Origin of the sequence: Anatilimnocola floriformis (genome assembly GCF_024256385.1) — a bacterium.
GTDB lineage: Bacteria > Planctomycetota > Planctomycetia > Pirellulales > Pirellulaceae > Anatilimnocola > Anatilimnocola floriformis.
Window position 1 is genome coordinate 544757 of record NZ_JAMLFW010000002.1, and the last position, 22536, is coordinate 567292.

Below are 22536 nucleotides of genomic sequence, written 5' to 3' on the forward strand. Positions count from 1 at the left end.
TCAGACAAACCACCGAAACACCACCAGTAGCAGCCCCGACATCAGCATGGTTGCCGGCAGCGTGAGTAGCCAGGCGAGCGCGATCTTGTAGACAGTTCGCTGCTCAACTCCCGAACGGTTGGCAGCCATCGTGCCAGCGACAGCCGATGACAGAACGTGCGTAGTGCTTACTGGCAGGCCGCCGAACACGGCCATGCCGATGGTGCTCATCGCCACGATTTCAGCGATGCCGCCCTGAGCGTAAGTCAGATGGCTCTTGCCGATCCGCTCGCCGACGGTCACCACGATTCGCTTCCAACCAATTGTCGTACCCAGGCCCAGTGAAACCGCCACTGCCATCAACACCCAAGACGGGGCGTACTCAGTCGCTGCGGCCAGTTCCTTGCGCAGCTTCGACAGTTGTTTTCGCTTGGCTTCGGGCAATTCCTTCCCATGGGCTTTCACGTACTCCTGGGCATGGTAATCCAGGTGCAAAAGCGCCGAACGGACTTGCCAGCGTTGCTCGGGCGCGACTTCTTGGAACGATTTCTTTCCCTCTAAAACTTCGCGAACACAGCCCGAGTGAAGTCGCGGAGCATCAACAGCACGGCCAGGCTCGGCGACCAAATCGTCAACCTCTGTCGCGGCCTTGATGACTCGGGCGATCTGGGTTGGGTCGTGATGCAAATTCAGCGCGTACTGCGCCGGGAGCAGGCCGATGAGAATCAGCATCACCATGCCGACCCCTTTTTGGCCATCGTTCGAGCCGTGTACAACGCTCACGCCCGTGCAGGTCAGAAAGAGAATCGCGCGCAGCCAAAAGGGCGGCGGCTTGCCGTTCTCGGGCGCAGTGTAGAGCTGGGGATTGGGAATCAGTTGGCGCGAAATCAGCAGCAGAATTCCAGCCAGGCAGAATCCCAACAACGGCGATAGCAGCAGTGCGAGTCCCACCTCAAATACTTTGTGCCAATTCAATCCCACACCGAAGTAATGGCCAGCGAGCAAGCCATTGGTCAGCCCTACTCCGAGAATCGCGCCGATGAGCGCGTGCGAACTACTGGCGGGCAGGCTCAAGTACCAGGTGCCGAAGTTCCAAGTAATCGCCGAGATCAGCAGGGCCAGCACCATCGCAAAGCCGGCGTTGGTGTTGATATTTACCAGCATGTCGACCGGCAGCAGATGCACAATGCTGAAGGCGACGGCGATGCCTCCCAGATACACACCGCAAAAATTGCACAGACCCGACCAGATCACCGCTGGAATGGGGCGCATGCTGTTGGTGTAGATCACCGTAGCCACGGCGTTGGCCGTGTCGTGAAACCCGTTCACGAATTCGAACATGAAGACAATGGCCAGCGCGAGCACAAGAAAAGACAAGTGCCCGACGGTTAGGCCATCAAGCATTGCCAGGGGCATTCGACACCGGTCAGGGAGAGGATTTCGGAGAGGACTAGCCTATCCTCGCCGCTAGCATCGAGCAAGTCGCTCGGATGTCGCTTCGTCGATTGGGGGGCATTGCGCCCTCCTCCCAAGTTTCACGGTCGATCGGCAGCGACCACTTCTTCAGGAAGCAGCAATTCTTCCGTGCTGCGGGCCAGGTACGGAGGCACCGTCATCAGCAGGCGCTGACCCTGACTGTTTTCAAACTTCCACAGTTTGCCCGCTTGCTCCGCAGCGACCGTCGCGGCAAACCACCCCTCTTCTACCTTGCCGAAGTCGATGACGGGTTTGCCGTCGGGATCGATGAGCGATCCGGAAATGCGCGGCGCCCAGTTAGCAATCCGCGAAGCCCAGCCGCCGACCACTTTGGTTCCCTTGGGCACATAAAAATACATCGTCCACGCGCCACGAAAGTGGCTCGTTACATCCGGCGAATCGATGCCCGATTCAATCGTCACCGGCATGGCCGCCGGCCATTTGATGTGCGTGTAGTCGCCGCCATCCCAAGTCTCGACGCGATGCAGGCCGGCGTAAGGAGTTTTGAGTTTGATAACGCGCTCTACTCCGTCGGGCTGATAGCTGTCATCGGTGGCCACCGCATTCAGCGTTACTTCCAGCGGCGAAAAGAGACTGACCTTCGGCAATCGATTGACCCAGCGCTTTTGCACCGCGATCGAGAGATCCACACTACCAGCCTTCTCGGGCACCCAAATGAAATATTGCTGATGATCTTGCGCTGCCGTGGGAAAACGTCCCTGCGGCACGTTGGCTAGCTTGAGTGCCGCCGCGGCTGGAACGAGTTGGCGACTGTATTCTTTTCCTTCAAAGCCAGGATCGACGGGCTGCTGCTTCTTGATCCCTTCGGCCAGGATGTGGACGAGTTCTTCTCGACTGAAAGGTTCTTCGTTCTTCAGCGGATGATTGGGGGTGAGCGCCGCTTGCTGACTGATGAGCCGAGCCCACAAACCATAGCTGTGCACCATCATTGTTTTGCGCATGCGATAGGCATGCCTGGCCACATCGTCCTTCGACCCGCCGCCGTTTGCAAAGGCGTGATACAACTCGGCGTGACGCGTGTAGAGCGTCAGGTGGTCGATGCGCTCCAGCACTTTGGGATTGGTCGTGGCTGCGCGAGCGGCGGCGAGTTGGCGATACATCCGGCCGAGCAAATCGGCAGGTGGCCGGCGCTGCGTGTCGAGGTTGATCAGTCGATAAAACTCCTTCATCGGCACTTTGGCATCGGCAAATGCCTTGTCGAGGAAGTCTTCGAGAATCGCGTCGAGACGCTCCGCCTCGGCCACGTCCCACAACACGCGGCTCGCGAAATAATAGCCTAGGCCACACGGCCCCCAGCAATCGCCCGACTCGGCGTCGTAAAACCGAACTCCCTTAGCATGGATATCGGGCAGAAACTTGGCCAGCTGCGCCGGGCGCGAGCCACTTCCGCCGCGCGGCAGGTTCCAATCCCAATCGACCACACTCAGATAATCGTAAACTCCCATCCGCGCGCCTTGCGCCTGCCAACCGCGGACAACTTGGTCGAAAGAAAAGCCACCGCCGATGAAGGCGGTCGTGGCGCTCGGAATAACATTCGGATGCACCTTGATCGTCGGTGGCGCCGAGTGCTGGTTGTAGGCATACATGCCGACGTACTTCGGGCCGAGCTTCAGATCGTTGATGCCGACGGCAACGTCGTTTGCCAACGTGACCACGCGATTGCTGACGCTGCCGACCTTGCGACACTCCTCGCATTCGCACCAATTGCCGCCATCGCTCGGATCCATCGAAATGCTGTCGAGCTGCGGATTGGCTTGGAACGTCCGCTGCGCGTGCGCGACGACCAGTTTGCGCAGCTCGGCATTTGATATGCAGAATTTGACATCGGGGCGCAACTTGCGTTCGCCCTGCACGAGCGCAAAGTATTCCGGATGCTTGTCGAACTCGGCGCGGTTTGCCGCGATGATCCCTTCGTAGGCATGGCCGCTGTTGAGATCGAAGCCTTTGATGGCTCGGTTGCGCTGGCACCACTGGCGATAGGGTTCGTCGTTGTAACCCCAGAGGCCCCAGTTGTACCAAATGCGACGAGCTTGGAACGACGGACTTTCCCGCTTGTCGATCGCGATCTGAACATCGTCAAGCTTCGGCACGACTTCCCAAGTTTCACCCGGAAAGAACTGCCGGTAACCAAGACGATGGAGCAAGTCCCACGTCGCATGCGTAACGGCCTGATCGGTTGCGCCAAGTAAGTAAAGCGCGCCACCCATGCGAACGAAGGAGATAATCCTCACGCTCAAATGGTCCGCTCCCAAACTCAATCGCAAACGGCAGCTTCTCAAAATCCTTCGGCAGACCAAGGACGATTCCGCCGCTGCCGTCTCCTTCGGCAACTTTGAACTCACCGCCACTCATGCGGCTCAGGTATGTGGCCAAATCCTGCGCTGAGGCTTTGACCGCAGCACTCGCCTTCGAGCTCGTAGTCACGATCAGCAAGGCTTTGCCGTTGCCCGCGAGGCGAACCGCGGGCGCTTCAGCGCAGGCAACGTGCGCGCTGCAGAGGAGCAGCGCGACGAGCAACAAATTGCGGATCATGGCAATCCTACTTGGCATAGAGGAAGGGTCGGCGGAACATGCCGCCCATGTGATGAGGATTGTTGATGCGGAGCGCGATCGTATTTTTCCCCTCCTTCAGCTTGCCGGCCACGGGCACGTCCCATTCGAACTCGTAGGCGTTGTACCACCACACGGGATTGTAGTTCTCGCGGTGGGCCACTTGCTCGCCGTTGATGTAGAGCCAACCTTCGTTGAACAAACCGGGAAACATCAGCTGCAGCTTGGCGCCGGCTTTGTCGGCGGGCAGATCGATCTCGGTGCGATACCAGGCCTGCCCCGTATAGCTCTGATGGTCGGCCGTGACGACGCCTTGGGCTTGCGCATAGACATCCGTTCGCAGCCATTGCCATTTGTCTTGTGACTTTTGCACATCATGCCAATCGACCGTGCCGGTCGGTTGCGCCGGCAAGTCGATTGCTGCTGTCGCCCAATTTTGATCGACACCGACTTTTTGCGAGTCGGTGCGAAAAAGCCACTGCAGCGGCAGCTTCTGCACCAGCGTTCCTCCATCGCCGCCAGTCAATTTCGCGAGCTTGCGATATTGCTCCACTTCGCCCGGAAACCAGGCGGCTCCGTGTTCGCCGATTACCTTGTATGTCGTCAGCGTGCCGCTAAGTGCCGTCAATCGTTCGCGCGCGGCGAGAGCATTTTCGCCATGACGCGCAGCCGCTGGATAGTCGACTTCGGTATTCGCGGCGCGAATCATCGCAGTGTATTCGGCGGTGACCTGATAACTGTCGCGCATGAAGGCGAGACGTTGTAGGTATACCTTGTCCCACGGCTTCTTTTCTGCCTCCGCAGCGGCCGCCTGCTTGCTGGCCTCGTCGATCCACTTGCCGAGTTGCTGCACGAGCTCCGGCGTGTAGATCGCCGGTATTACGTGATACTCATGTTCGGTGACGATCGATTCGGCCCAAGCCTTGTTGATTGCGGTCCAATAGGCCTGCATCGGTTCTGCAGCCGGTCCGAAGAAGTCGGCATAAAACTGTTTCTCTAACGCATCGACGTTCGCCTCGGGATTCCACAGCAGCTGGCCGCGATAGAACAAGTTGGTGAAGATCGTCGCAAACGCGCCTCGACTCTCCGTATCGACGCCAAGAATCCCGGCCTGTTGGTATTCCTTCACATCGTGACGAAACATCTGCACGCTCGGCGCCGGAATATCGCGCCACACCATCATCCCTTGGTCGTAGTCATAAATGACGACGCGGCCGTCCATCACCTCGGACCATTTCTTCAAGATCTCTTTGTACTCACGGCGCGGCGCCGACAGCGGAGAGTTCATGGCGTGAATCGGGTCGATGTCGATCGGAGCCAGGTACGCAACCAGCGGCCGGGCTGCCTTCTGCACTCGCACGGGCGGCAGCGTGATGTTGGCATAGGCCAGAAATCCGATTCGCGAAGCGCTATTCGGACTCTCCTTCAGCAGCCGTTCGGCCACCTTGTTGTAGAAGGTGAGAAATGCATCGGTGGCCGAGGGCATCAGAAAATGCTTGTCGTACTGCAGCGCCATCAGCTCTTTGTCGAGTGGCGAATCGCTCGAGTACAAGCCATCCTCCATGCCGAGCTGCACGTCCTTCCCCTGCGCAAACATGGGAGCGACTTGCTTCGCCACATGGTCCGCCGTTTTATCTTCAGCGATCGGCACGTTAAACATCGTCTTGCCTGGCGGAATCAGATCCTTGGTGTATTGCGCCAGGTTGTGTCCATTCGGCACGAGCAACTCATTGAAGAAGTTGCGGTGCGAAAACTCAGCCTGGCCGTCGTTACTCCCATTCCACGACAGCCAGTAACGACGCACTTCGAACGGCGAACCGTAGGCTTCATCGAGATCGCCGACGAGCAGCTCGCTGTGCCGCGGAATGCACTCGCCAAGCTCCGTCGGCAGGTACCAGCGGCAGCCCCATTCATTCAGCAGCATCACCACCGCGTAGTAATGAGCGTCGTCGTTGTTGCCAGCCAAATACACGCGATTCCCGTCACGCTGACGAACCACCGCATCGGCCCGCAGCAACGGCTTCTTCTTGGCCGATGCCACCAGCCGATCTCGCAAGGCAGCTTTCTGTTCGAGTGCCAACCGACCGACCAATAGTTGCGGCCCGGTGTGCTTCAGAGCGGAATCGATCGCTTCCTTGGTATTGGCCAGCGCCGGTTTGCCGCCACTCAGCCGCTCGATGTACGTGACCAAGTCTTCCGCGGCCCGCTTCTCCCAAGCCCCCGCGTCGGGAGCAACCAGCACGATTGCTGCCGATTTGCCACCAGTCGCGATGACCAGATCGGCTTTGCCAGCCTTCCCCGCCGTCGCAGCAAACGAAGAAAGAGGGAAGAGCAACAGCAGCAACATGAACGAGCGCATGCGGACCTCCTAGCTGATAGATGAGCCGCCATGCTAAGCGAATGAATTGGTTGCTTCCATCTACCTACGGGTCTTTGCCCGCTTCAAGCAACTTGCTCACGTTCCAGATTCTCACCATGCAATCGTGTGCGCCAGAGGCGAGAATGTCTTCGGTCGGCGAAAAAGCGACGCACTGCACACGGCTGAAATGCCCTGGCAGCGTACGCACAAGCTTCAGCTCGGGGAGTGAGTAAATTTCAATCTCACCCGACTGACGACCAATCGCCCCCAACTTGCCGTCGCGAGAAATGGCGACTGCAATGGCCGGATTTTCCCGACGTTCTGGCGTACGTTCCCCCTTCTTCTCCTCCAGGTTGTAAAACTGCACAGAACCATCGAGCGCGGCGCACAGAATATGTTTGCTGTCTGGATGAGGCGCCAACTTTTGCAGCCACGGCCCCTTATGAACCTCGCGCAGCGTCTCTTGCTGCGGTGAACCATCGTCTCCGAAGGTCCACGCAAACAATCCTCCCTCACGTGTCGAGACAATCAACCTGCCATCTGCCAGGAACGTGGCGCCGAATAGTTTTTCGGGATGCTCTAGCTTGGCGGGGTTTTTGAGGTCGTCAAACTGCCAGACAAAGGCCTGCTTGGCGCCACCCACTGCCGCAAACCTCTTGCCGTCGGGACTGATGGTGAACTGCTCTGCAGTTCCCGGCTCGAATTTGAAAATCTGTGGCAACCGCGGCGCAGCGTCAGTGGGGAGGATTTGACCTTCGAAATGGTTCGACTGCACATGCCCACTGTAGACCAGTAACAACTTTTCACGCGGATGAACTGCCAAGGCATGTTCGTATGGTGCAGGTGTGCGAAATGAACATGCGCGCTGCCCCGAAGGGAGCGATAGCGAGTAGACACGATCGTTGTCGCCACCGACGAACAATTGCTTGCCATCGGGCTGAAAGGCGATCGCGACAATTCCGCCGGGCCAGGCATACGTCGATTGAAGTTCAGCGGGAGGAGCGCCAGACGCGGCCCACTCGCGCCAGCTGTCGACGTACGGCTGTTGGTACCAAAGTTTGGTACGGACCGAGTTGTCGCCGAACCGCGAGAACAGTTCACTGGCCAACTCTTTATCCTGTTGCAAGCAGGCGAGCTGGCAAAACGTCTGCGTCAGCCGATCGGCGTCGGGATTCTGGCGCAGCCAGGCGATGGCGCCGCGTCTGACCTTGGCATAGTCGAGCTGAAACTCGGTGAACGTCCGCACGCCCTCAGTAAACGCGACATCCGTCGCGATCAACGCATATAGAATCTCGCCATTGCCATTTGGATTGCGAGTGAGCAACTCGTCGGCCAGTTCCACCGCCGACGACTGCGTGCCGCCCCACTGCGGCAAAAGTTGTTGAACGTACCCAGAGACCAGGTCGGTCAGCAGTGGCTGTTGATTAATACCGGCGTTGAACTCGCGCTTCATGGCTTCCGGCGTCATCGGGAGCGCAACCGCGGTCGAGATTTTCAGCGCGTGGTATTGCGCGTTCGTATCGCCGCGGGCCTTCACGCGGTCCAGGCACTCGTCAGCCTTTTGCGCACGTTCTCGAAAGGCCTCGAAATTGGACTTCGCGATGTTGATCGCAATATCTTCGCCGCGTGCTCGCCACGCATAACGCATCCAGGACTTGGCTTGCGTGAGGTCACACGGTGTGGAGTTGGGAAAGGCCTTCTTCCAGCCCGCGAGCTTCTCGAAATGGGCCTGCCAGGTGGCCTCGGATTGAGTCGTTGGATTGCCAAGGTAATCGAGCACATGTGTACCGAGCGGAGTTCCGGCGAGGGAATCTTTCGATTTGAAAGCGTCCTGGCAGACCTTTTCTAGCTCGGCAAATTTCTCCGCTTTCAGTAGCGCGATCAACAATTGGCCGTTCTCAAACATGCGAGTCCGTCGTGCGAGTTGCTCGGGAGTTGGCCGCGGCAACAGCCCATCTGGCGGCGGCTGTTTCTCGACACTCGGATCGAGCCAAACGGCATGAGCCGCGCCGCCACGACCTTCCGTGTTTGGGAGAAAGAAGGTTCGCAGGCAAAGTCGCGAAACACCTTTGATATTGACGACGACGTCGGCCTTCGAGGCTTTTGCTTTTAGACCGCGCGATTCCCAGAGCTTCGTCCCATCCCCTTCCACAACGAAGATGACTGGCCGGAGCGCTTTTCCCGAATCGTTGATGGCGACCGTGGCGCGGAACGTCTCGAATTTCTTGTCGAGGCGATAGTCCACACTAGCGTTGTCCGGGTGCATCCCAAGCCCGTGCTCGTAAGGCTTGCCATCGACGGTGATCTTCGTTCCCTTTTCGTTGAACTGGCCGTTCTTGCCGAACTTACCAAAGCCGACTTCTGCTGCTTCCTCCTGCAAATCGGACAGAAACACCTTTTCCCCGTCGGGGATTTTTGCAGCAGGCTTTGCTTCGACTCTTGGGGCGTCGGCAGCCTGCGCGTTTACAGCCACGGCCTGATCGGCGATGGCTGGGATCATAGGAGTGGGTTGTGAGCCACATCCCATGAAAAGCAAAGCGAAGATCGTCAGCAGGAATCGCTCGTTGAACATTTCGTTCTCCCTCGTTGAGGAATATCCTAGCTGGCCGAAAATGTGGGCGGCAACGGACGAATGATGAATTCTTCGCGCCATGAAATTGGTTGTCGCCGTCGACAATTCGCACGCTATGGCGGTTAAAGACGATGTGCATGTCGAAGGGAGTTGCCTTACACTGCTGGCAACTCCCGCCTCATAAAAACTGCTGCGAAACCTGCCATGCGAAACCTCTGCCTGATCGGCCTGCTGTTGCTCGCGACTTCGGCTAGCGCTCAACCCAACACCTGGCAACAACTCGAAGCCGCAAAGATCGAAGGCCGCCGCAGCGAAACGCCGCTCGGCTATTCGCCGGAGCTGAAAAAGTTCCTCGTGCTCGGCGGGCGAACGAACAGCGGCGAATACAAAAAGCCGCGCTCGTTCGATCAGCTCGCTCTCGATCCGAATGCCGATGCCAAGACAGCACAGTGGGAAAATTGGTTCCCTGCCAACACCGATTGGGGACCGAAGTTCGGCGCGTGCACCGCGCCGCCATGGAAAGGCGAGAAATGGGAGTTCACCGACTCGGCTGGCAACACGCGGCCGAACTGGATGGTCTACGGCACGTTCTCGCTGGGCCACGCCTACGACTACGATCCCGATACGAAGACGTTTCTCTTCTTTGCGAAGGGAAAGACATTTCGCTACGACCCCGCCGCGCGGAGCTGGACCGATCTCAAACCGGATTCCAATCCCGAAAGCGAACTCGGCGGCACGCTACTGTGGTCGAGTCTTTGTTACGACCGGAAGCACCAGCAGTTCGTGCTCTTTGGCGGCGGCAACCTGCAAACCGACCGCGGCGATCCCGGCACCTGGATCTATTCGCCAGAGAAGAACACATGGTCCCAACTCGAGCTGAAAAAACAGCCGCCCCAGCGAGCCAATTCTCAACTCGTTTATGATCCGATCGCGCAAAAAGTCATCCTCTTCGGCGGCGATCAACTCCATCAGCTGATTGCCGACACTTGGGCCTTCGATCTCGCGACGCGCGAATGGCAGGAAGTGAAAACCGCCCGCGCGCCTTCGCCGCGCGCCGGTCATGCGCTCCTCTGGCTGCCGAAAGCGCAGAAGGTTCTGCTGCTCGGCGGTTACACCTACACGTCCGACACCGGTTATGTCGCCAACATGTTCAAGCCGTTGCCGTTTGAGGCTTGGACTTTTGACACGACGACGGGAACATGGGAACTGCTGCAGCGGTTTGCAGCGAAGGAAGCGCCGCAACCGCCGAACGTCGGCTTTCTGCATGCTGCCGCCGATGAGAACGACGTCGTTGTCGCGACTGGCAACGGCACGTGGCGAATCGAAATCGAGGCAACGAAAACCGATGCAGCCGGCACGGAAAAATTCGCCGGCAAATCGACCGATGTGGTGCGGCGCACCGGTCCGCACGATCCGGCCTGGTTCACGCAAGATGTTCCCGCCGCCGATCCGGACGTGGTGAAAAAAGATCTCGCCGCGCTCCCTGCCAACGAATGGGTGCTGCGGCCGACGCCGAAATTGCCGCGGCCGAACATGGATTGGGGCTCAGCCGTTTTTCTGCCCGAGCAGGATTTGATCGTTCGTTTTTCGGGCGGCCATTCGGCTTACAGCGGCACGGCGCCGATTGTGTACGACATCAAAACCGATCGCTACTCCCTGCCGTTCGCGCCCGAGTTGCCACTGGAATTTGTCTACAGCAATGATCAGGTCGACGGCGAATGGTCGTTTCAGCAGAATCCGTGGATGAGCGGACATACTTACAAAACGACGGGTTACGATCCACTCTCGCAGTCGCTGATCTACGCGGCGCATGACTACACCTATTTCTATTCGCCGACGACTCGCCGCTGGACGCGAGACGCGGAGAAGTGCCCCTTCAATCCCAACATGTATGTCGTCACGTTGGCGACGACGAAGGACAGCGTTGTGGCGTGGGCCGATAAGCGCGGCGGAAGCGGCGCAGGGCTGTGGCGTCTCGAAGGCAAAACCCAAACGTGGCAACCGCTGCCGCTCCAAGGCACGCTGCCCGACAAAAGCCCCGACCGCCACGGCATGGCCTATGACTCGCAGCGCGATCGCCTCCTTTTCTTCAGCGCAGTCGGTAAGCAAAAAGGAGATGTCGCCTCGTATGATCTCAAAACCGGCGCAGCAACTTGGCTCGATCCTGCCGGCAAATCACAAGCCGCTGTTTCCTCGCGCGAAACGATCTATCTGCCCGAGCAAGATGCCGTGCTGATCGGCGCCCGCGTAAAGGATGACGATGGCAAGTTTCTATGGACGATCTACGACTGTGCGAAGAATGCCTGGTTCGGCGTGGAACTCACCGGAGCTGATCCAATTAGCAAAGGGGAGTTCAACAACTCGATGGGGCTGATGGTCGATCCGGCGCGGAAACTCATCTGGGCTGTCGGCCAGAACAGCCATGTGCATGTGCTGCGGTTGGATTTGAAGTCGGCTAGGATTGTGCCGCTGAAGTGATTTGTATTCGCATTTGCTTTGTTCCCTCGCCCCGGTACTCCGGGGAGAGGGTTAGGGTGAGGGGCTGGAAGCGGATTCGAGTCTATTCAGCCACACCCCCTCACCCCGGCCCTCTCCCCGGAGTACCGAGGAGAGGGAGTAATTCTTTTTAGCCTTTGCCTTCATCTTCAAACAAACCCCATGACCCGTTTCGTCTCGCATCTCGAAGGTGGCATCGACGGCGCGCATTTGCCGGTCGACGAACTCCAATCGCTCCACAAAGACCGCCCGATTCTCGTGCGCTACGATCTGGCCGCGGTTGGCAAGTCGCTGACGAAAGAGAAGCTGAAATCGCGGCCCGAAACGATGTGGCGTTATCGCGAGTTGCTTCCCTACGCCGATGAAAAACAAATCGTTTCACTCGGCGAACGGATGTCGCCGTTACTCGCTTGCCCGCGGCTCGGTGCTCAACTCGGCCTCGAGAATCTCTTCATCAAAGACGAATCGCAACTCCCCACTGGCAGCTTCAAAAGTCGCGGCCTCGCCATGGCGATCACGCTCGCGAAGCAGTTCGGCGTGAAGAGAGTCGCGTTGCCGACGGCGGGGAATGCTGGCGGCGCGGCAGCCGCGTATGCGGCTCGCGCGGGGATGGAGTGTTATGTCTTCATGCCCGAAGACACTCCCGCGATCAATCAATATGAATGTGCCCTCGCCGGCGCGAAGACGTTTCTCGTCAACGGACTCATTAACGACTGTGGCCGCCTTGTGCGCGAGGGCAAAGCCGCGATGAACTGGTTCGATCTGTCGACGCTCAAAGAGCCGTATCGCATCGAAGGCAAAAAGACGATGGGCCTCGAGCTCGCCGAGCAGTTCGACTGGCAGCTGCCCGACGTCATTCTCTACCCCACCGGCGGCGGCACCGGCCTCATCGGCATGTGGAAAGCGTTTCAAGAACTGCGTGAGCTCGGTTGGCTCACGACCGCGAACATGCCGCGGATGGTCAGCGTGCAATCGACGGGCTGCGCGCCGATCGTCCGCGCATACGAAAAAGGCGAACGCTTCGCCGATGCATTTCCGAATGCAGCCACCCAAGCCAGCGGCATTCGCGTCCCCGTTGCTGTAGGAGATTTTCTGATCCTCGACGCCGTCCGTCAAAGCAACGGCTGTGCGATCGCTGTCGACGAAACGCAAATTCAGCGCGCGCTGCGCCAGTCGGTCGCCGCCGAAGGGATTCCCATCTGTCCCGAAGCCGCCGCGTGTGTCCTCGCCGCAGAACAACTCCTGGCGAGTGGCTGGTTGAAGCGAGATGAAAAAGTCGTCCTCTTCAACACCGGTGCAGTGCAGAAGTACATTGAAGCCATGAAGACCGATTTGCCGCGGCTGGATAAGAATCAACCGATTGATTGGAGTTCGCTGTAACTCGCGGAAGTCGCATGGCCGAAGCAGAGATCGTCGGATACTCACTCCGCTGGATTCGGCTGGAACGCCGCTCGATTCCATTCATCCGAACATGGCAGTTGTCTCGCACCGACGAACAAGGCCGGCGCTATTTGTCGCGGGTGCGAAAGACTGCGGAGAGAGAGTTTCCCGATGAGAGCATTTTTCGCGTCGTTCGCGAAAGCAGGCTTCGCGGCGGACTGTTGACGCTGGAGCAATTGGCGGCGGCAGTGCGTGTGGGACTCTCTCGAGCGCGGGGATGCCGGCACGTTGCGTATCACGTGTCTGGTGGTCCCACGGATTCGGGTACGCCGCGCCTGTTGATCATCACTCAGATCATTCGCAAGCACGCTTGCGGCAATTGCTGCACGCCCGATTGTGTGGCCAAGGCAGAGCTTTATCTGCGCGGCGGCCGGCTCGTGGCGCGGCGAAATCCGGTCCATTCGCGGGGTGAATATGCCAATTCCAAGTCTTGCAGTTTCGATCGACTTGATTTGTCGATCGAAGCCGTCATCGAACTACAACGAAGAATCTCAGCAGGTGCAATGCCGCCACTGCCGCCACGTGGGCACACCATTGGGATCGGCGATGGCACGCCGGCGGATCTAGAAGGTTTGGCCGACTGCGAAGTCATCACGGTCAGCGATCACAAAGCGCCGGACCTCAGTTGTCTGGCAGCGGCAGTTCGCGCCACCAAAGTCTGCTTCTTGCGCGGCGAACTCAAGGGGAGCCAGATCGATGCACTCCGTTCGATGCCGCAGCTCGAAGAGTTGATCATGTACGAGCCCAGCTTGAATGAAGCGGCCCTGCAGCGAATGCAGTGGCTATCGCCACGGACGGCAATAACTCTTTCGCTCTGGTCAGCCAGCGACGATCAAGTCCAACTTTTGGCGCGCATTCCTGGGCTCACCAACATTAGCTTCCGCGCGCCGCATGTGAGTAGTTTGAGTTTGCGAAAATTAACTCGCCGCGTTTCCTTACGCTCGCTCGATTTCAAGTATGGCCGAGTCACAAGTTTTGGCGCGGCGTTGCTGCCGCGGTTGCCCAAGCTACAGCGGTTGAGCCTGGCAGGCTGCCGTGTCTCGCGCGGCGCCATGTTGCTCGTCGGTCAGTGTTCCGAACTGGAGTCGCTCGACTTGAGTTGCCCGCGCATGAGCGACCGCTATTGCCAAATGCTGGCGGAATTGACGCGGCTAAAAAAGTTGCTGATCGACGGAACGGCTGTTTCCGATCGCGGCTTATCGCTGCTCGCCGGTTGCTCGACGCTGACAGAGATTTCGATCCGGCGCACGGTGCGAATTTCGCGGGCTGCTATCGAGCGTTTTCAAAAGAGACGGCCTGACGTTCAACTGAAGACAGGAACGTCGTTGCCGTTGCTTCCCGACTATTTTAATGAGCTGTTTGGTGGATGAGGCGACTCACAGGTTCCCCGCATCCTGCAAGTCCATAATGAACTTCACCAGAAATGGTTCCACCTGTGTCGCATCGGCCTGAATTTGCGCCTGTTTCATGTTGAAGTGAAACTTCCGCCACGACATTCCTTCCTCATACGTGCACCCCGACAGGTGCCCGAAATGCGGGCGGTCGGGGCAGCAGCGAATGCCGAAGCCGTATTTCCGCATCGGAAACTTATTACCTTTCCCCGCGGCTTCCTTCATTCGATTGTTGTAGATCTCAATCAGCGGCGACACATTCTGCGTCCAGTTGCGCGGCACGCCGCCGCCGAAGGTCCAGATGCCCGCGGCATCGGCGTTGGTCATCAGCTCGAGCAGCTTCGCCGTGTCCTTCTCCATATCCATCACGATCCGCTTCTTACCGGTTAGCTCCCGCAGCTTGTTGGTGCAATAGACATCATTCCCCAGCTCGGAATCGGTAAACGCCGGCACAAAGACCGGCACCTTTTTGCGATAAGCCGACAGCAGAATCGCCGGATGATCGGGGTAGTGATCTTCCAGATATTTTCCGAGCGCGCCGTGCAGCACACTGGGGCTGATCGTCTCCTCGCCGGAGAACGTCGCCAGCGCAGCGCTCATGATCTCGTCGATGTGATCGAAATTCGTCTCCGGCTCGAGCACGTCGGTAACGCGGTTCAACCCGAGCTTCGCCAGCTTTTCGTCGTCATCCTGAGGGTTGTACTTGTAATGCTTCAGCCCCAGCCCCGGCACCAACCCGTGCGCCATCAGCGCCCCTGTGCTCGTCACGCTGTGGATCATGCCGCGATCGATCATTTCGCAGATTACCAGCGACATCTGCGCAATGGTCATCGCCCCCGAGAGGGTCAGAAACCGGATGATCCCCTTCTTCTTCATCATCTGCTGCAGCACTTCCGCCGCCTGCCGCACCTGCATGCCGATACCCGGCATCGTCCCCAGCGACTCCACCAGTTCTCCTACCGTGTGCTTCGTCTCGTTCAGGCGCTCATCCAGCACCAGCGTCAGGATGGGCATGATGAAATTCGGATCCGCGAACACAGCATCCGGGAAAAAACCATCCTTCACCTGCCCCGGCGCGCACAGGTCATACGGGTTGATATAAATCGTCGTCCCCGGCTCGCGAGCAAAGAGCGTTGCTGCGTGACGTTCCGAAAAACTCCCCACCACCACCGCCCGCGTCATCCGCCCCCGGGCCTTCGCTGGCGTCTTTTCATACTCCTCGGGCGTCAGCACCGCGGAAAAGAATTCCGCTTCTTTGACCAGTTGGTGGTTCAACAGCTTCCCCAGCGGCGTGGAAGCGAGCCCGTCGTAAATAATCACCGGCTTTACGCGTTCACCGCACCACGCGGTCAGCGTTGCCGCCACCTCTCCCAGCATCCGTGCACCGAACGCGCAGCGGCTCATCCCATCCACGATGTCGCTTACCGTCTGACACTTCCCCAGATTCAACAATTCCAGCGGCTGCAATTTCAATTTCGTGGCCATCGTTTTCCTGCTACCTCAACTGATAGAACTTCTACCAGCAGAGTGTAACGCCTGCCCGCACTTTCGTGCTCGCCGCTGTGCAAATACGCGCTGCTCACACGCCGATGTCTTCATTCCACAACTGCGGCTTCTCGGCGATGAAATCGCGCAGCAGTTGGATGCATTCGGCGTTGTTGACCACTTCCACCTGCACGCCTTGGCTGCGGAGATAATCGACGCAGCCGGGATAGTTCACGTTTTCGCCGACGATGACTTTCGGAATTTTGTAGAGCAGCGTGGTGCCGGTGCACATCTCGCAGGGGGCGAGGGTGGTGTAGAGCGTAGCCCTCGCATAATCCTTGGCGGGGAGCCGCCCGGCGTTTTCAAAAGCGTCCATTTCGCCGTGCAGAATGGCGCTTCCTTTTTGCACGCGGCGGTTGTGCCCGCGGCCTACGATCTGGCCGTCGATCACGATGACCGAGCCGATCGGAATGCCACCCTCGCGGCGGCCGATGCGGGCTTCTTCGATGGCGGCTTCCAGAAATTCGTCCATGCGGTGTTTCCTCCCTTTCTCGGAGCTTACCAACAGCGGTTCGGCGCGGCGAGGCGGGCGCGAAAGGCGACTTTAGCCGCTGACGTTCGCGGGCAATTTTTGTTACCTTCTGGGTAACTACTTTTTTCGTTGAGATTTCGCGTGACCAAGCCGCAGGTCAAATACCTGGTGTTCGATATCGAGTCTGCCGCCGACGGCGCGCTCGTATCGCGAATTCGTTATCCGGGCGAGGATCTCTCGCCGCAGGAAGCCGTTCAAAAGTACCGCGCCCACCTGATGGCAAAGTACGAGAGCGACTTCATTCCGTACACGTTTCAAATTCCCGTGTCGGTCGTCGTCGCCAAGGTTGCCGCCGATTATCGGCTGCTCGATCTCGTCGCGATCGACGAACCGCACTATCGGCCGCACGTGCTCACCGCCCATTTTTGGAAAGGGTGGGAAGCCTACCGCCGGCCGACGCTGGTTAGTTTCAACGGCCGCACGTTTGATGTGCCGCTGCTCGAACTCGCCTCGTTTCGCTACGGAGTGAACTTGGCCGGCTGGTTCAATATGAACGGTAAGACGTTCGAGCAGCCCCGCAATCGCTACAACACCGAAGCCCATCTCGATCTGCATGATGTGCTGACGAACTTCGGCGCCGCCCGCTTCCAAGGCGGCTTGAATCTCGCCGCGTCGATCCTCGGCAAGCCGGGAAAAATGGACGTCCAAGGGCACATGGTGCAGGACCTGTACGACGCCGGCAAGCTCAACGAGATCACCGATTATTGCCGTTGCGACGTGCTCGATACCTACTTCATTTTTCTCCGCACAGCCGTGATGCTCGGACAGCTGACGCTCGAAGATGAGCAGCAGCGAGTGCACGAAGCCCAGGAATGGCTCGAAGGGCACGCGGTGACGATTCCGATTTTCCGCCGCTATCTCGACTCCTGGGGTCAGTGGCACAACCCGTGGGCGGAACCAGCCGCTGCGACGCCAATTCCAACACCAGCCGAGGTCGCGCAGTGACAAAGGGTCCCGACAAAACGCCCGCCAAGAAGCGTGGTCATCAAAAGCCCGGCGCGGCGCGTCCCGCCGCTGAAGGGGCCGACGACGAACTGCCGATCGCCGGCGTGCGAATCATCGGCGGCAAGTTTCGCGGCCGGCAGTTGCAATACAGCGGCGATCTCCGCACGCGGCCGATGAAGGACCGCACTCGCGAAGCCATTTTCAATCTCATCGGCGTCGATGTCGAAGGGCGACATGCGTTCGACCTCTTTGCCGGCACCGGCGCGCTCGGTTTGGAAGCGCTCAGTCGCGGTGCAGCCCGCGCGACGTTCGTCGAACGCCACCTGCCGACGCGCAACTTGATCGAAGACAACATTCGCTCGCTCGATTTGAGCGATCGCGCGACGGCGGTCTTCAGCGACAGCTTTATGTTCGTCCGCAAACTGCAGCCCGATGAACAAGGGACGCCCTGGGTTGCGTTCTGCTCGCCACCGTACGATTTTTTCGTCGATCGCCAAGCCGACATGCTGGCCATGATCGAGGGGATCCTCACCAAGATGCCCGTGCGCAGCACGCTCATCATCGAAGCCGATGAACGCTTCGATACGCAACTGCTGCCGCAAAACTTTGAATGGCGACAACGGACTTACTTCCCCGCCGTCGTCTGCATCGCCGAAAAAACTTAACCGCCTTCACGCAATCAGCCGCCAGGCGCTAGCCTCCGGCTTCCGCGGGGCTGCGAGCGACCGAGCCGTGGCTAGCGCCCGGCGGCTGATTTTGCGAACCGAGTGTTAACCAGGAATAGAAATGAACTTTGCCGATCGCCTCATCGCCGCCATTCGTCAGAAGCAAAACCCCGTGCTCGTCGGTCTCGATCCGCGGGCCGAAAGCCTGCCGCCGGGAATGCTCACGGCGAAAGATGTTGAGTCCACGGCCCGCGCTTACGTTACGTTTTGCCGTGGCGTGATCGATGTCGTCGCGCCGCTCGTCCCTGCGGTCAAACCGCAAGCTGCGTTCTTCGAGCAACTCGGCCCCGCCGGTTGCGTCGCGCTCGGTGAAGTTGTCCGTTACGCCGCGAGCAAGGGCTTGCTGGTAATCATGGACGGCAAACGCAATGACATCGGCACCACCGCGCAGGCTTATGCCGAAGCGTATCTCGGGCCCGGCGATCAAAGTCCGTGGGGCGCCGATGCTTTGACGGTCAGTCCTTATCTGGGCGACGACAGCCTCACGCCCTTCTTGCAATCGTCGAAGGATCACGGCGCGGGAATCTTCGTGCTGGTGAAGACTTCGAATCCCGGCGGTGGCCGCTTTCAAGATCTCGTCGCCAACGGCCTGCCGCTGTATCGCCACGTTGCCGCGTATGTCGAACAGCTTTCGGCCGCGACCGTCGGGGACAACGGCTTTGGCATTGTCGGCGCGGTGGCGGGCGCGACCTATCCGCAGCAGCTCGCCGAGCTCCGCACCGCCATGCCGCACACGTTCCTGCTCATTCCTGGCTTTGGCGCTCAGGGTGGCACGGCTGCCGATTGTGCAGCCGCCTTCGACGAGCGCGGTCTCGGCGGCATTGTGAACAACAGCCGCGGCATCATCTTCGCGTACCAGCGCGACGGCTATCGCGAAAAGTTCGGCGCTGCCCGCTGGCAAGATGCGGTCGCTGCCGCCACGCAGGAAATGATCGAACAACTGGCCGCTGCGACCACGGCGGGCAAGTTGCGTTCGTAAGTGCGCGCTACTTTCCCTTCGCGTCGTTCTCGTTGAACTTCTTGATCACCGCGGACGTAATGTCGACCCGCTCGCGGTAATAGTTGATCTCGGTCCGCCCTGCGCCGTCGGTGCGAAAGATCACATCAATCCCATGCTCTTCGGCGACGGCCATCACCGCGCTGCGAATCGCTTCGTAAGAGTCCCGCTCGAGCACGCGTTCCTTATCCATCAGCGGCTTGATGACGTCGGTCAGTTTCGTCCGGGCCGCACTCACCTCGGCCAATTCGCGCGTGAGCTGCGCAAACTCGTCGCTGTTTCGCGCCGCCTTCTCTAGCCGAGCACTCAGCGTGCGGCGATCGGCTTCGCGCTTGCTCAATTCCGTGCGCGAGGTTTGCAACTCTTGAAAAATCGGCTGGTACTTTTCGACTCCCTTCAGCACCCTGCCGTAATCCACCACCGCCACCGGCCCAAACTTCTGCGTCTCAGAATCCGCAGCAAAAGCTGAACAAGGCCAGGCCGACACAAGCAGCAACACCAACCAGCAACGGAGGGCAGGCATGATTCTCACTCCACAGATAAAGACGGGAGATCGGATTGCACTCCTTCAATTTTACCTGCGAGGTCAACTCACTGCCGCAGAATTTTCGGCTTACGCAAAGTAGCTGAATTCGCCAGAATTCAGAAAAACGGGCAACGAAAGGTCACCATCTGAATTCTGGCGAATTCAGCTACTCAGGAATCAGCCGCCCCACAGTTGCACCCACCATACGTAAATTGCCCGGCACACGCTGTTGTGATTCGACAGCCAATGGATGGGAAAATAAACAACTCGAATCCAGCCCGACTTCGCAGGAATCCAGTCGTGATAAATCAGCCAGATCACAGGCCCGTACGAAAAGAAATAAGCAAACGGCAACAGCACGATTCCCACTGTCATGCCGAGCGCACAGCCTGGACTTTTCGACTGCTTGCGCTCTTCGTCGGTCATGATCGCCTTCCGCTAGTTACTTCGCCTCAGTCGGTTTCTCTTCGGCCTTCACTTCCGGCTTTTCCTCTTTCTTCTCTTCCTTCTTCTCAGGCGGCGTGCCGACGAGAGGCGAGATGTTCTCGCGGATCCAGATGTTGCGATAGCGAACCGGGTTGCCGTGGAATTGCAGGTTGAGGTGATCCTTCTCGGGGTGCTTCGAATACTTCGGCGCTTCGACGTACGACGTGCCGCCCATCAGCTCGAAATGGTTGTGCATCAGCACGCCGTTGTGCAGCACCGTAACGTATGCCTTCTCGGTCACGCTGCCGTCCTTATCGAACTTCGGCGCGGTGAAGATGATGTCGAGCGTCTGCCATTCGCCCGGCTTGCGCGAGGCGTTGACCATCGGCGGTTGTTGCTTGTAGACCGACGCACATTGGCCGTCGAAATAGGTGTCGTTGTCGTACGAGTCGAGCACCTGCACTTCGTAGCGACCCATGATGTAAACGCCGCTGTTGCCGCGACCTTGCCCCTTCCCCTTCACCTCGCTGGGCGTGGCAAACTCGACGTGAATCTGGCAGCTGCCGAACTTCTGCTTGGTGTAGATGCTGGTGTTCTTCGCCGTGGCCACACCATCGGCGATTTCCCACTTGTCGCCATTCTGAAAAGCGTCGAGGTTCGTGCCATCGAACAGCACCACCGCATCGCTGGGCGCCTTGTCCGGCTCGGCAGTCACAATCGCCGGCTTCGGCCACACGATGCCGCTCTTGTACTCTTCAATCCACATGGCGCCGGCCGCAATCGTGCTGGTAACAACAAGCAGGCCGAAGATCAGAAGTGTTCGTTTCATAAGATTCTCGTGGGAAAGGATGGATTCTGATTTGATTTACTCCCTCTCTTCGGTATTCCGGGGAGAGGGTTGGGGTGAGTGGCCAGCGGCGGTATCGACCTCAGCGACAGCCATTCTATTCCGAGCCCATCGCGAAAACAGTCCATGACGAAATGGCTGAAGCTGTCGTAACTTTGGAGTACGATAATCCCATGCTCGATCCATCCCGCCAGCCGCGCATCATCGACCGCCGTCGCTTTCTCCAGCAAGGTTCGCTGGGCTCACTCGCGCTGTCGTTGCTCCTCGCCGGTCAACAGCCAGGCCGAGCTGCCGATCCGATCAAGCCGCAATACTCGCCCGAAAAACCCCACGCGCCGCGCAAGCCGCATTTCAAACCCGCAGCAGAACAAGTGCTGGTGATCTTCTGCTCGGGCGCGCTGAGTCACATCGATTCGTGGGACTACAAGCCGGAACTCATCAAGCGTCACGATCAGCCGCTGCCGGGCGGCGATGGCCTGGTGACGTTTCAGGGCGCGCAGGGAAACCTGGTGCAACCGCTCTGGCCGTTCAAGCCGCGCGGCGACAGTGGCAAAATGATTTCCGACCTGCTGCCGAATCTCGCCGAGCTCGCCGATGACCTCAGCTTCATTCACTCGATGACGGCCAAGTCGAACACGCACGGTCCTGCCGAAAATCAGCTCAGCACTGGTTTTGTGCTTGATGGTTTTCCCAGCATGGGCGCCTGGGTCAGCTACGCTCTCGGCAGCGAAGCCGAAGACCTGCCGTCGTTCGTCGCCATTCCCGATCCGCGCGGCGTGCCGCAAGTCGGACCGAATCATTGGAACAGCGCGTTCCTGCCGGCCATGTTTCAAGGCACGCCCTTCAACGCCGACAAGCCGATACCGAATCTCGCTACGCCGTCGCAGATCACGCCCAGCATGGAACGCGCCACGCGCGACCTGCTGAAAACGCTCAACGAAAAGCATCTCGAAAAACATCCGCGCGATGTAGAACTCAGTAGCCGCATTGCCAGCTACGAACTCGCCGCGCGCATGCAGCTCGGCGCTGCCGAAGCGGGCGATCTGTCGAAAGAAACAGCCGCAACCCATCGCGACTACGGCTTGGAAGATTCGAACCAACTCAAGGCCCGCTTCGGCAAGAACTGTTTGCTCGCGCGGCGACTCATCGAGCGCGGCGTGCGTTTCGTGCAGCTCTTCAACGGCAGCTACGCGATGGGCGAGGGCGTGGGCAACTGGGATGGCCACAAGACGCTGAAGACGCAGTACGACATCCATCGGCAGATTCTCGATCAACCCGCCGCGGCCCTCATCAAAGATCTGCGGCAGCGTGGTCTGCTCGAAAAAACCGTCGTCGCCTTCGTCACCGAGTTCGGCCGCATGCCCACGTTTCAAAAAGGCGCTAGCGGCCGCGATCACAACCCGCAGGGCTTCACCGTGTGGCTGACCGGCGCCGGCGTGAAACGTGGCACGACTTACGGCAGCACCGACGAATTCGGCTACAAAGCCGTGGAAAACGTCGCAACCATCTACGACCTGCATGCCACCCTCTTGCACTTGCTTGGCATCGACCACGAACGCCTGAGCTTCTATCACAACGGCATCGATCGGAGGCTAACCGACGTGCATGGTCATGTGATCAAAGGAATCCTGGCGTAGACCTTTGTCGCCGTTTTCTCCGAAAACGGTGGGTTGAGGCTGACCTGACGCGTGCCAAGGAACGAGCTCCGC

Annotated in this window: 17 protein-coding genes; 7 read left to right on the forward strand and 10 right to left on the reverse strand. The window is 58.9% G+C overall.

Features of this window, described 5'->3' with window-relative positions; genetic code table 11:
- The 5 genes from M9Q49_RS26895 to M9Q49_RS26915 all read right to left on the reverse strand — a co-directional run bounded on the left by M9Q49_RS26895 (window position 1) and on the right by M9Q49_RS26915 (window position 8957).
- Entirely contained in the window at window positions 1-1395 is a 1395-nt protein-coding gene (locus M9Q49_RS26895) for an inorganic phosphate transporter (RefSeq protein WP_254512397.1), read from the reverse strand.
- A gap of 119 nt (window positions 1396-1514) precedes the next feature.
- Complete coding sequence (locus M9Q49_RS26900) at window positions 1515-3620, reverse strand: DUF4838 domain-containing protein (RefSeq protein WP_254512398.1); 2106 nt, start codon at window positions 3618-3620, stop codon at window positions 1515-1517.
- Entirely contained in the window at window positions 3580-4008 is a 429-nt protein-coding gene (locus tag M9Q49_RS26905; protein ID WP_254512399.1) for a hypothetical protein, read from the reverse strand. Before M9Q49_RS26905 ends, M9Q49_RS26900 begins: the two co-directional genes overlap by 41 nt.
- Before the next feature lie 7 nt (window positions 4009-4015).
- The gene (locus M9Q49_RS26910; protein ID WP_254512401.1) at window positions 4016-6385 is read right to left on the reverse strand and encodes a DUF4838 domain-containing protein; all 2370 of its coding nucleotides are present in this window, start codon (window positions 6383-6385) and stop codon (window positions 4016-4018) included.
- 64 nt (window positions 6386-6449) lie between these two features.
- Complete coding sequence (locus M9Q49_RS26915; RefSeq protein WP_254512403.1) at window positions 6450-8957, reverse strand: NPCBM/NEW2 domain-containing protein; 2508 nt, start codon at window positions 8955-8957, stop codon at window positions 6450-6452.
- A 204-nt stretch (window positions 8958-9161) separates the two neighbouring features.
- Between M9Q49_RS26915 and M9Q49_RS26920 the strand changes: the two genes are divergently transcribed.
- The 3 genes from M9Q49_RS26920 to M9Q49_RS26930 all read left to right on the forward strand — a co-directional run bounded on the left by M9Q49_RS26920 (window position 9162) and on the right by M9Q49_RS26930 (window position 14263).
- The gene (locus tag M9Q49_RS26920) at window positions 9162-11435 is read left to right on the forward strand and encodes a Kelch repeat-containing protein (protein ID WP_254512404.1); all 2274 of its coding nucleotides are present in this window, start codon (window positions 9162-9164) and stop codon (window positions 11433-11435) included.
- A 180-nt stretch (window positions 11436-11615) separates the two neighbouring features.
- Complete coding sequence (locus tag M9Q49_RS26925; RefSeq protein WP_254512405.1) at window positions 11616-12833, forward strand: threonine synthase; 1218 nt, start codon at window positions 11616-11618, stop codon at window positions 12831-12833.
- Window positions 12834-12847: 14 nt separating this feature from the next.
- Window positions 12848-14263 (forward strand): hypothetical protein, encoded by a 1416-nt coding sequence (locus M9Q49_RS26930; RefSeq protein ID WP_254512406.1) that lies wholly within the window; start codon window positions 12848-12850, stop codon window positions 14261-14263.
- A 6-nt stretch (window positions 14264-14269) separates the two neighbouring features.
- Here the strand turns inward: M9Q49_RS26930 and M9Q49_RS26935 are convergent, their stop codons facing one another.
- Window positions 14270-15769 carry a deoxyhypusine synthase family protein gene (locus M9Q49_RS26935; RefSeq protein WP_254512407.1) on the reverse strand — a complete coding sequence of 500 codons (1500 nt, stop codon included), beginning with the start codon at window positions 15767-15769 and terminating at the stop codon, window positions 14270-14272.
- Between the two features lie 94 nt (window positions 15770-15863).
- On the reverse strand, window positions 15864-16301 hold the full coding sequence (locus M9Q49_RS26940) for a nucleoside deaminase (RefSeq protein WP_254512408.1): 438 nt from the start codon (window positions 16299-16301) through the stop codon (window positions 15864-15866).
- 141 nt (window positions 16302-16442) lie between these two features.
- Here M9Q49_RS26940 and M9Q49_RS26945 point away from each other — a divergent pair, with 141 nt between their 5' ends.
- From M9Q49_RS26945 to pyrF, 3 genes are all read left to right on the forward strand, one after another.
- On the forward strand, window positions 16443-17306 hold the full coding sequence (locus M9Q49_RS26945; protein ID WP_254512409.1) for a 3'-5' exonuclease: 864 nt from the start codon (window positions 16443-16445) through the stop codon (window positions 17304-17306).
- Entirely contained in the window at window positions 17303-17971 is a 669-nt protein-coding gene (locus M9Q49_RS26950; protein WP_254512410.1) for an RsmD family RNA methyltransferase, read from the forward strand. Before M9Q49_RS26945 ends, M9Q49_RS26950 begins: the two co-directional genes overlap by 4 nt.
- Before the next feature lie 121 nt (window positions 17972-18092).
- On the forward strand, window positions 18093-19010 hold the full coding sequence (gene pyrF / locus M9Q49_RS26955) for an orotidine-5'-phosphate decarboxylase (protein ID WP_254512411.1): 918 nt from the start codon (window positions 18093-18095) through the stop codon (window positions 19008-19010).
- Window positions 19011-19017: 7 nt separating this feature from the next.
- On the opposite strand, the gene M9Q49_RS26960 is transcribed toward pyrF, so the two are convergent.
- The 3 genes from M9Q49_RS26960 to M9Q49_RS26970 form a co-directional block, all read right to left on the reverse strand.
- On the reverse strand, window positions 19018-19551 hold the full coding sequence (locus M9Q49_RS26960) for an OmpH family outer membrane protein (RefSeq protein ID WP_254512412.1): 534 nt from the start codon (window positions 19549-19551) through the stop codon (window positions 19018-19020).
- A gap of 180 nt (window positions 19552-19731) precedes the next feature.
- A complete protein-coding gene (locus tag M9Q49_RS26965) occupies window positions 19732-19980 on the reverse strand; it encodes a hypothetical protein (protein ID WP_254512413.1) in 249 nt (82 codons plus the stop codon).
- A gap of 16 nt (window positions 19981-19996) precedes the next feature.
- Window positions 19997-20809 (reverse strand): 3-keto-disaccharide hydrolase, encoded by an 813-nt coding sequence (locus tag M9Q49_RS26970; RefSeq protein ID WP_254512414.1) that lies wholly within the window; start codon window positions 20807-20809, stop codon window positions 19997-19999.
- A gap of 191 nt (window positions 20810-21000) precedes the next feature.
- Between M9Q49_RS26970 and M9Q49_RS26975 the strand changes: the two genes are divergently transcribed.
- Window positions 21001-22464 carry a DUF1501 domain-containing protein gene (locus M9Q49_RS26975; RefSeq protein ID WP_254512415.1) on the forward strand — a complete coding sequence of 488 codons (1464 nt, stop codon included), beginning with the start codon at window positions 21001-21003 and terminating at the stop codon, window positions 22462-22464.
- Window positions 22465-22536: the final 72 nt, after the last annotated feature.

Excerpts from the sequence above, each read along its gene's own strand:
- M9Q49_RS26895 (WP_254512397.1), bottom strand. The coding sequence starts at position 1,395 with ATGCCCCTGGCAATGCTTGATGGCCTAACCGTCGGGCACTTGTCTTTT.
- M9Q49_RS26905 (WP_254512399.1), bottom strand. The coding sequence starts at position 4,008 with ATGATCCGCAATTTGTTGCTCGTCGCGCTGCTCCTCTGCAGCGCGCAC.
- M9Q49_RS26910 (WP_254512401.1), bottom strand. The coding sequence starts at position 6,385 with ATGCGCTCGTTCATGTTGCTGCTGTTGCTCTTCCCTCTTTCTTCGTTT.
- M9Q49_RS26915 (WP_254512403.1), bottom strand. The coding sequence starts at position 8,957 with ATGTTCAACGAGCGATTCCTGCTGACGATCTTCGCTTTGCTTTTCATG.
- M9Q49_RS26920 (WP_254512404.1), top strand. The coding sequence starts at position 9,162 with ATGCGAAACCTCTGCCTGATCGGCCTGCTGTTGCTCGCGACTTCGGCT.
- M9Q49_RS26925 (WP_254512405.1), top strand. The coding sequence starts at position 11,616 with ATGACCCGTTTCGTCTCGCATCTCGAAGGTGGCATCGACGGCGCGCAT.
- M9Q49_RS26930 (WP_254512406.1), top strand. The coding sequence starts at position 12,848 with ATGGCCGAAGCAGAGATCGTCGGATACTCACTCCGCTGGATTCGGCTG.
- M9Q49_RS26935 (WP_254512407.1), bottom strand. The coding sequence starts at position 15,769 with ATGGCCACGAAATTGAAATTGCAGCCGCTGGAATTGTTGAATCTGGGG.
- M9Q49_RS26940 (WP_254512408.1), bottom strand. The coding sequence starts at position 16,301 with ATGGACGAATTTCTGGAAGCCGCCATCGAAGAAGCCCGCATCGGCCGC.
- pyrF (WP_254512411.1), top strand. The coding sequence starts at position 18,093 with ATGAACTTTGCCGATCGCCTCATCGCCGCCATTCGTCAGAAGCAAAAC.
- M9Q49_RS26960 (WP_254512412.1), bottom strand. The coding sequence starts at position 19,551 with ATGCCTGCCCTCCGTTGCTGGTTGGTGTTGCTGCTTGTGTCGGCCTGG.
- M9Q49_RS26965 (WP_254512413.1), bottom strand. The coding sequence starts at position 19,980 with ATGACCGACGAAGAGCGCAAGCAGTCGAAAAGTCCAGGCTGTGCGCTC.
- M9Q49_RS26970 (WP_254512414.1), bottom strand. The coding sequence starts at position 20,809 with ATGAAACGAACACTTCTGATCTTCGGCCTGCTTGTTGTTACCAGCACG.
- M9Q49_RS26975 (WP_254512415.1), top strand. The coding sequence starts at position 21,001 with ATGCTCGATCCATCCCGCCAGCCGCGCATCATCGACCGCCGTCGCTTT.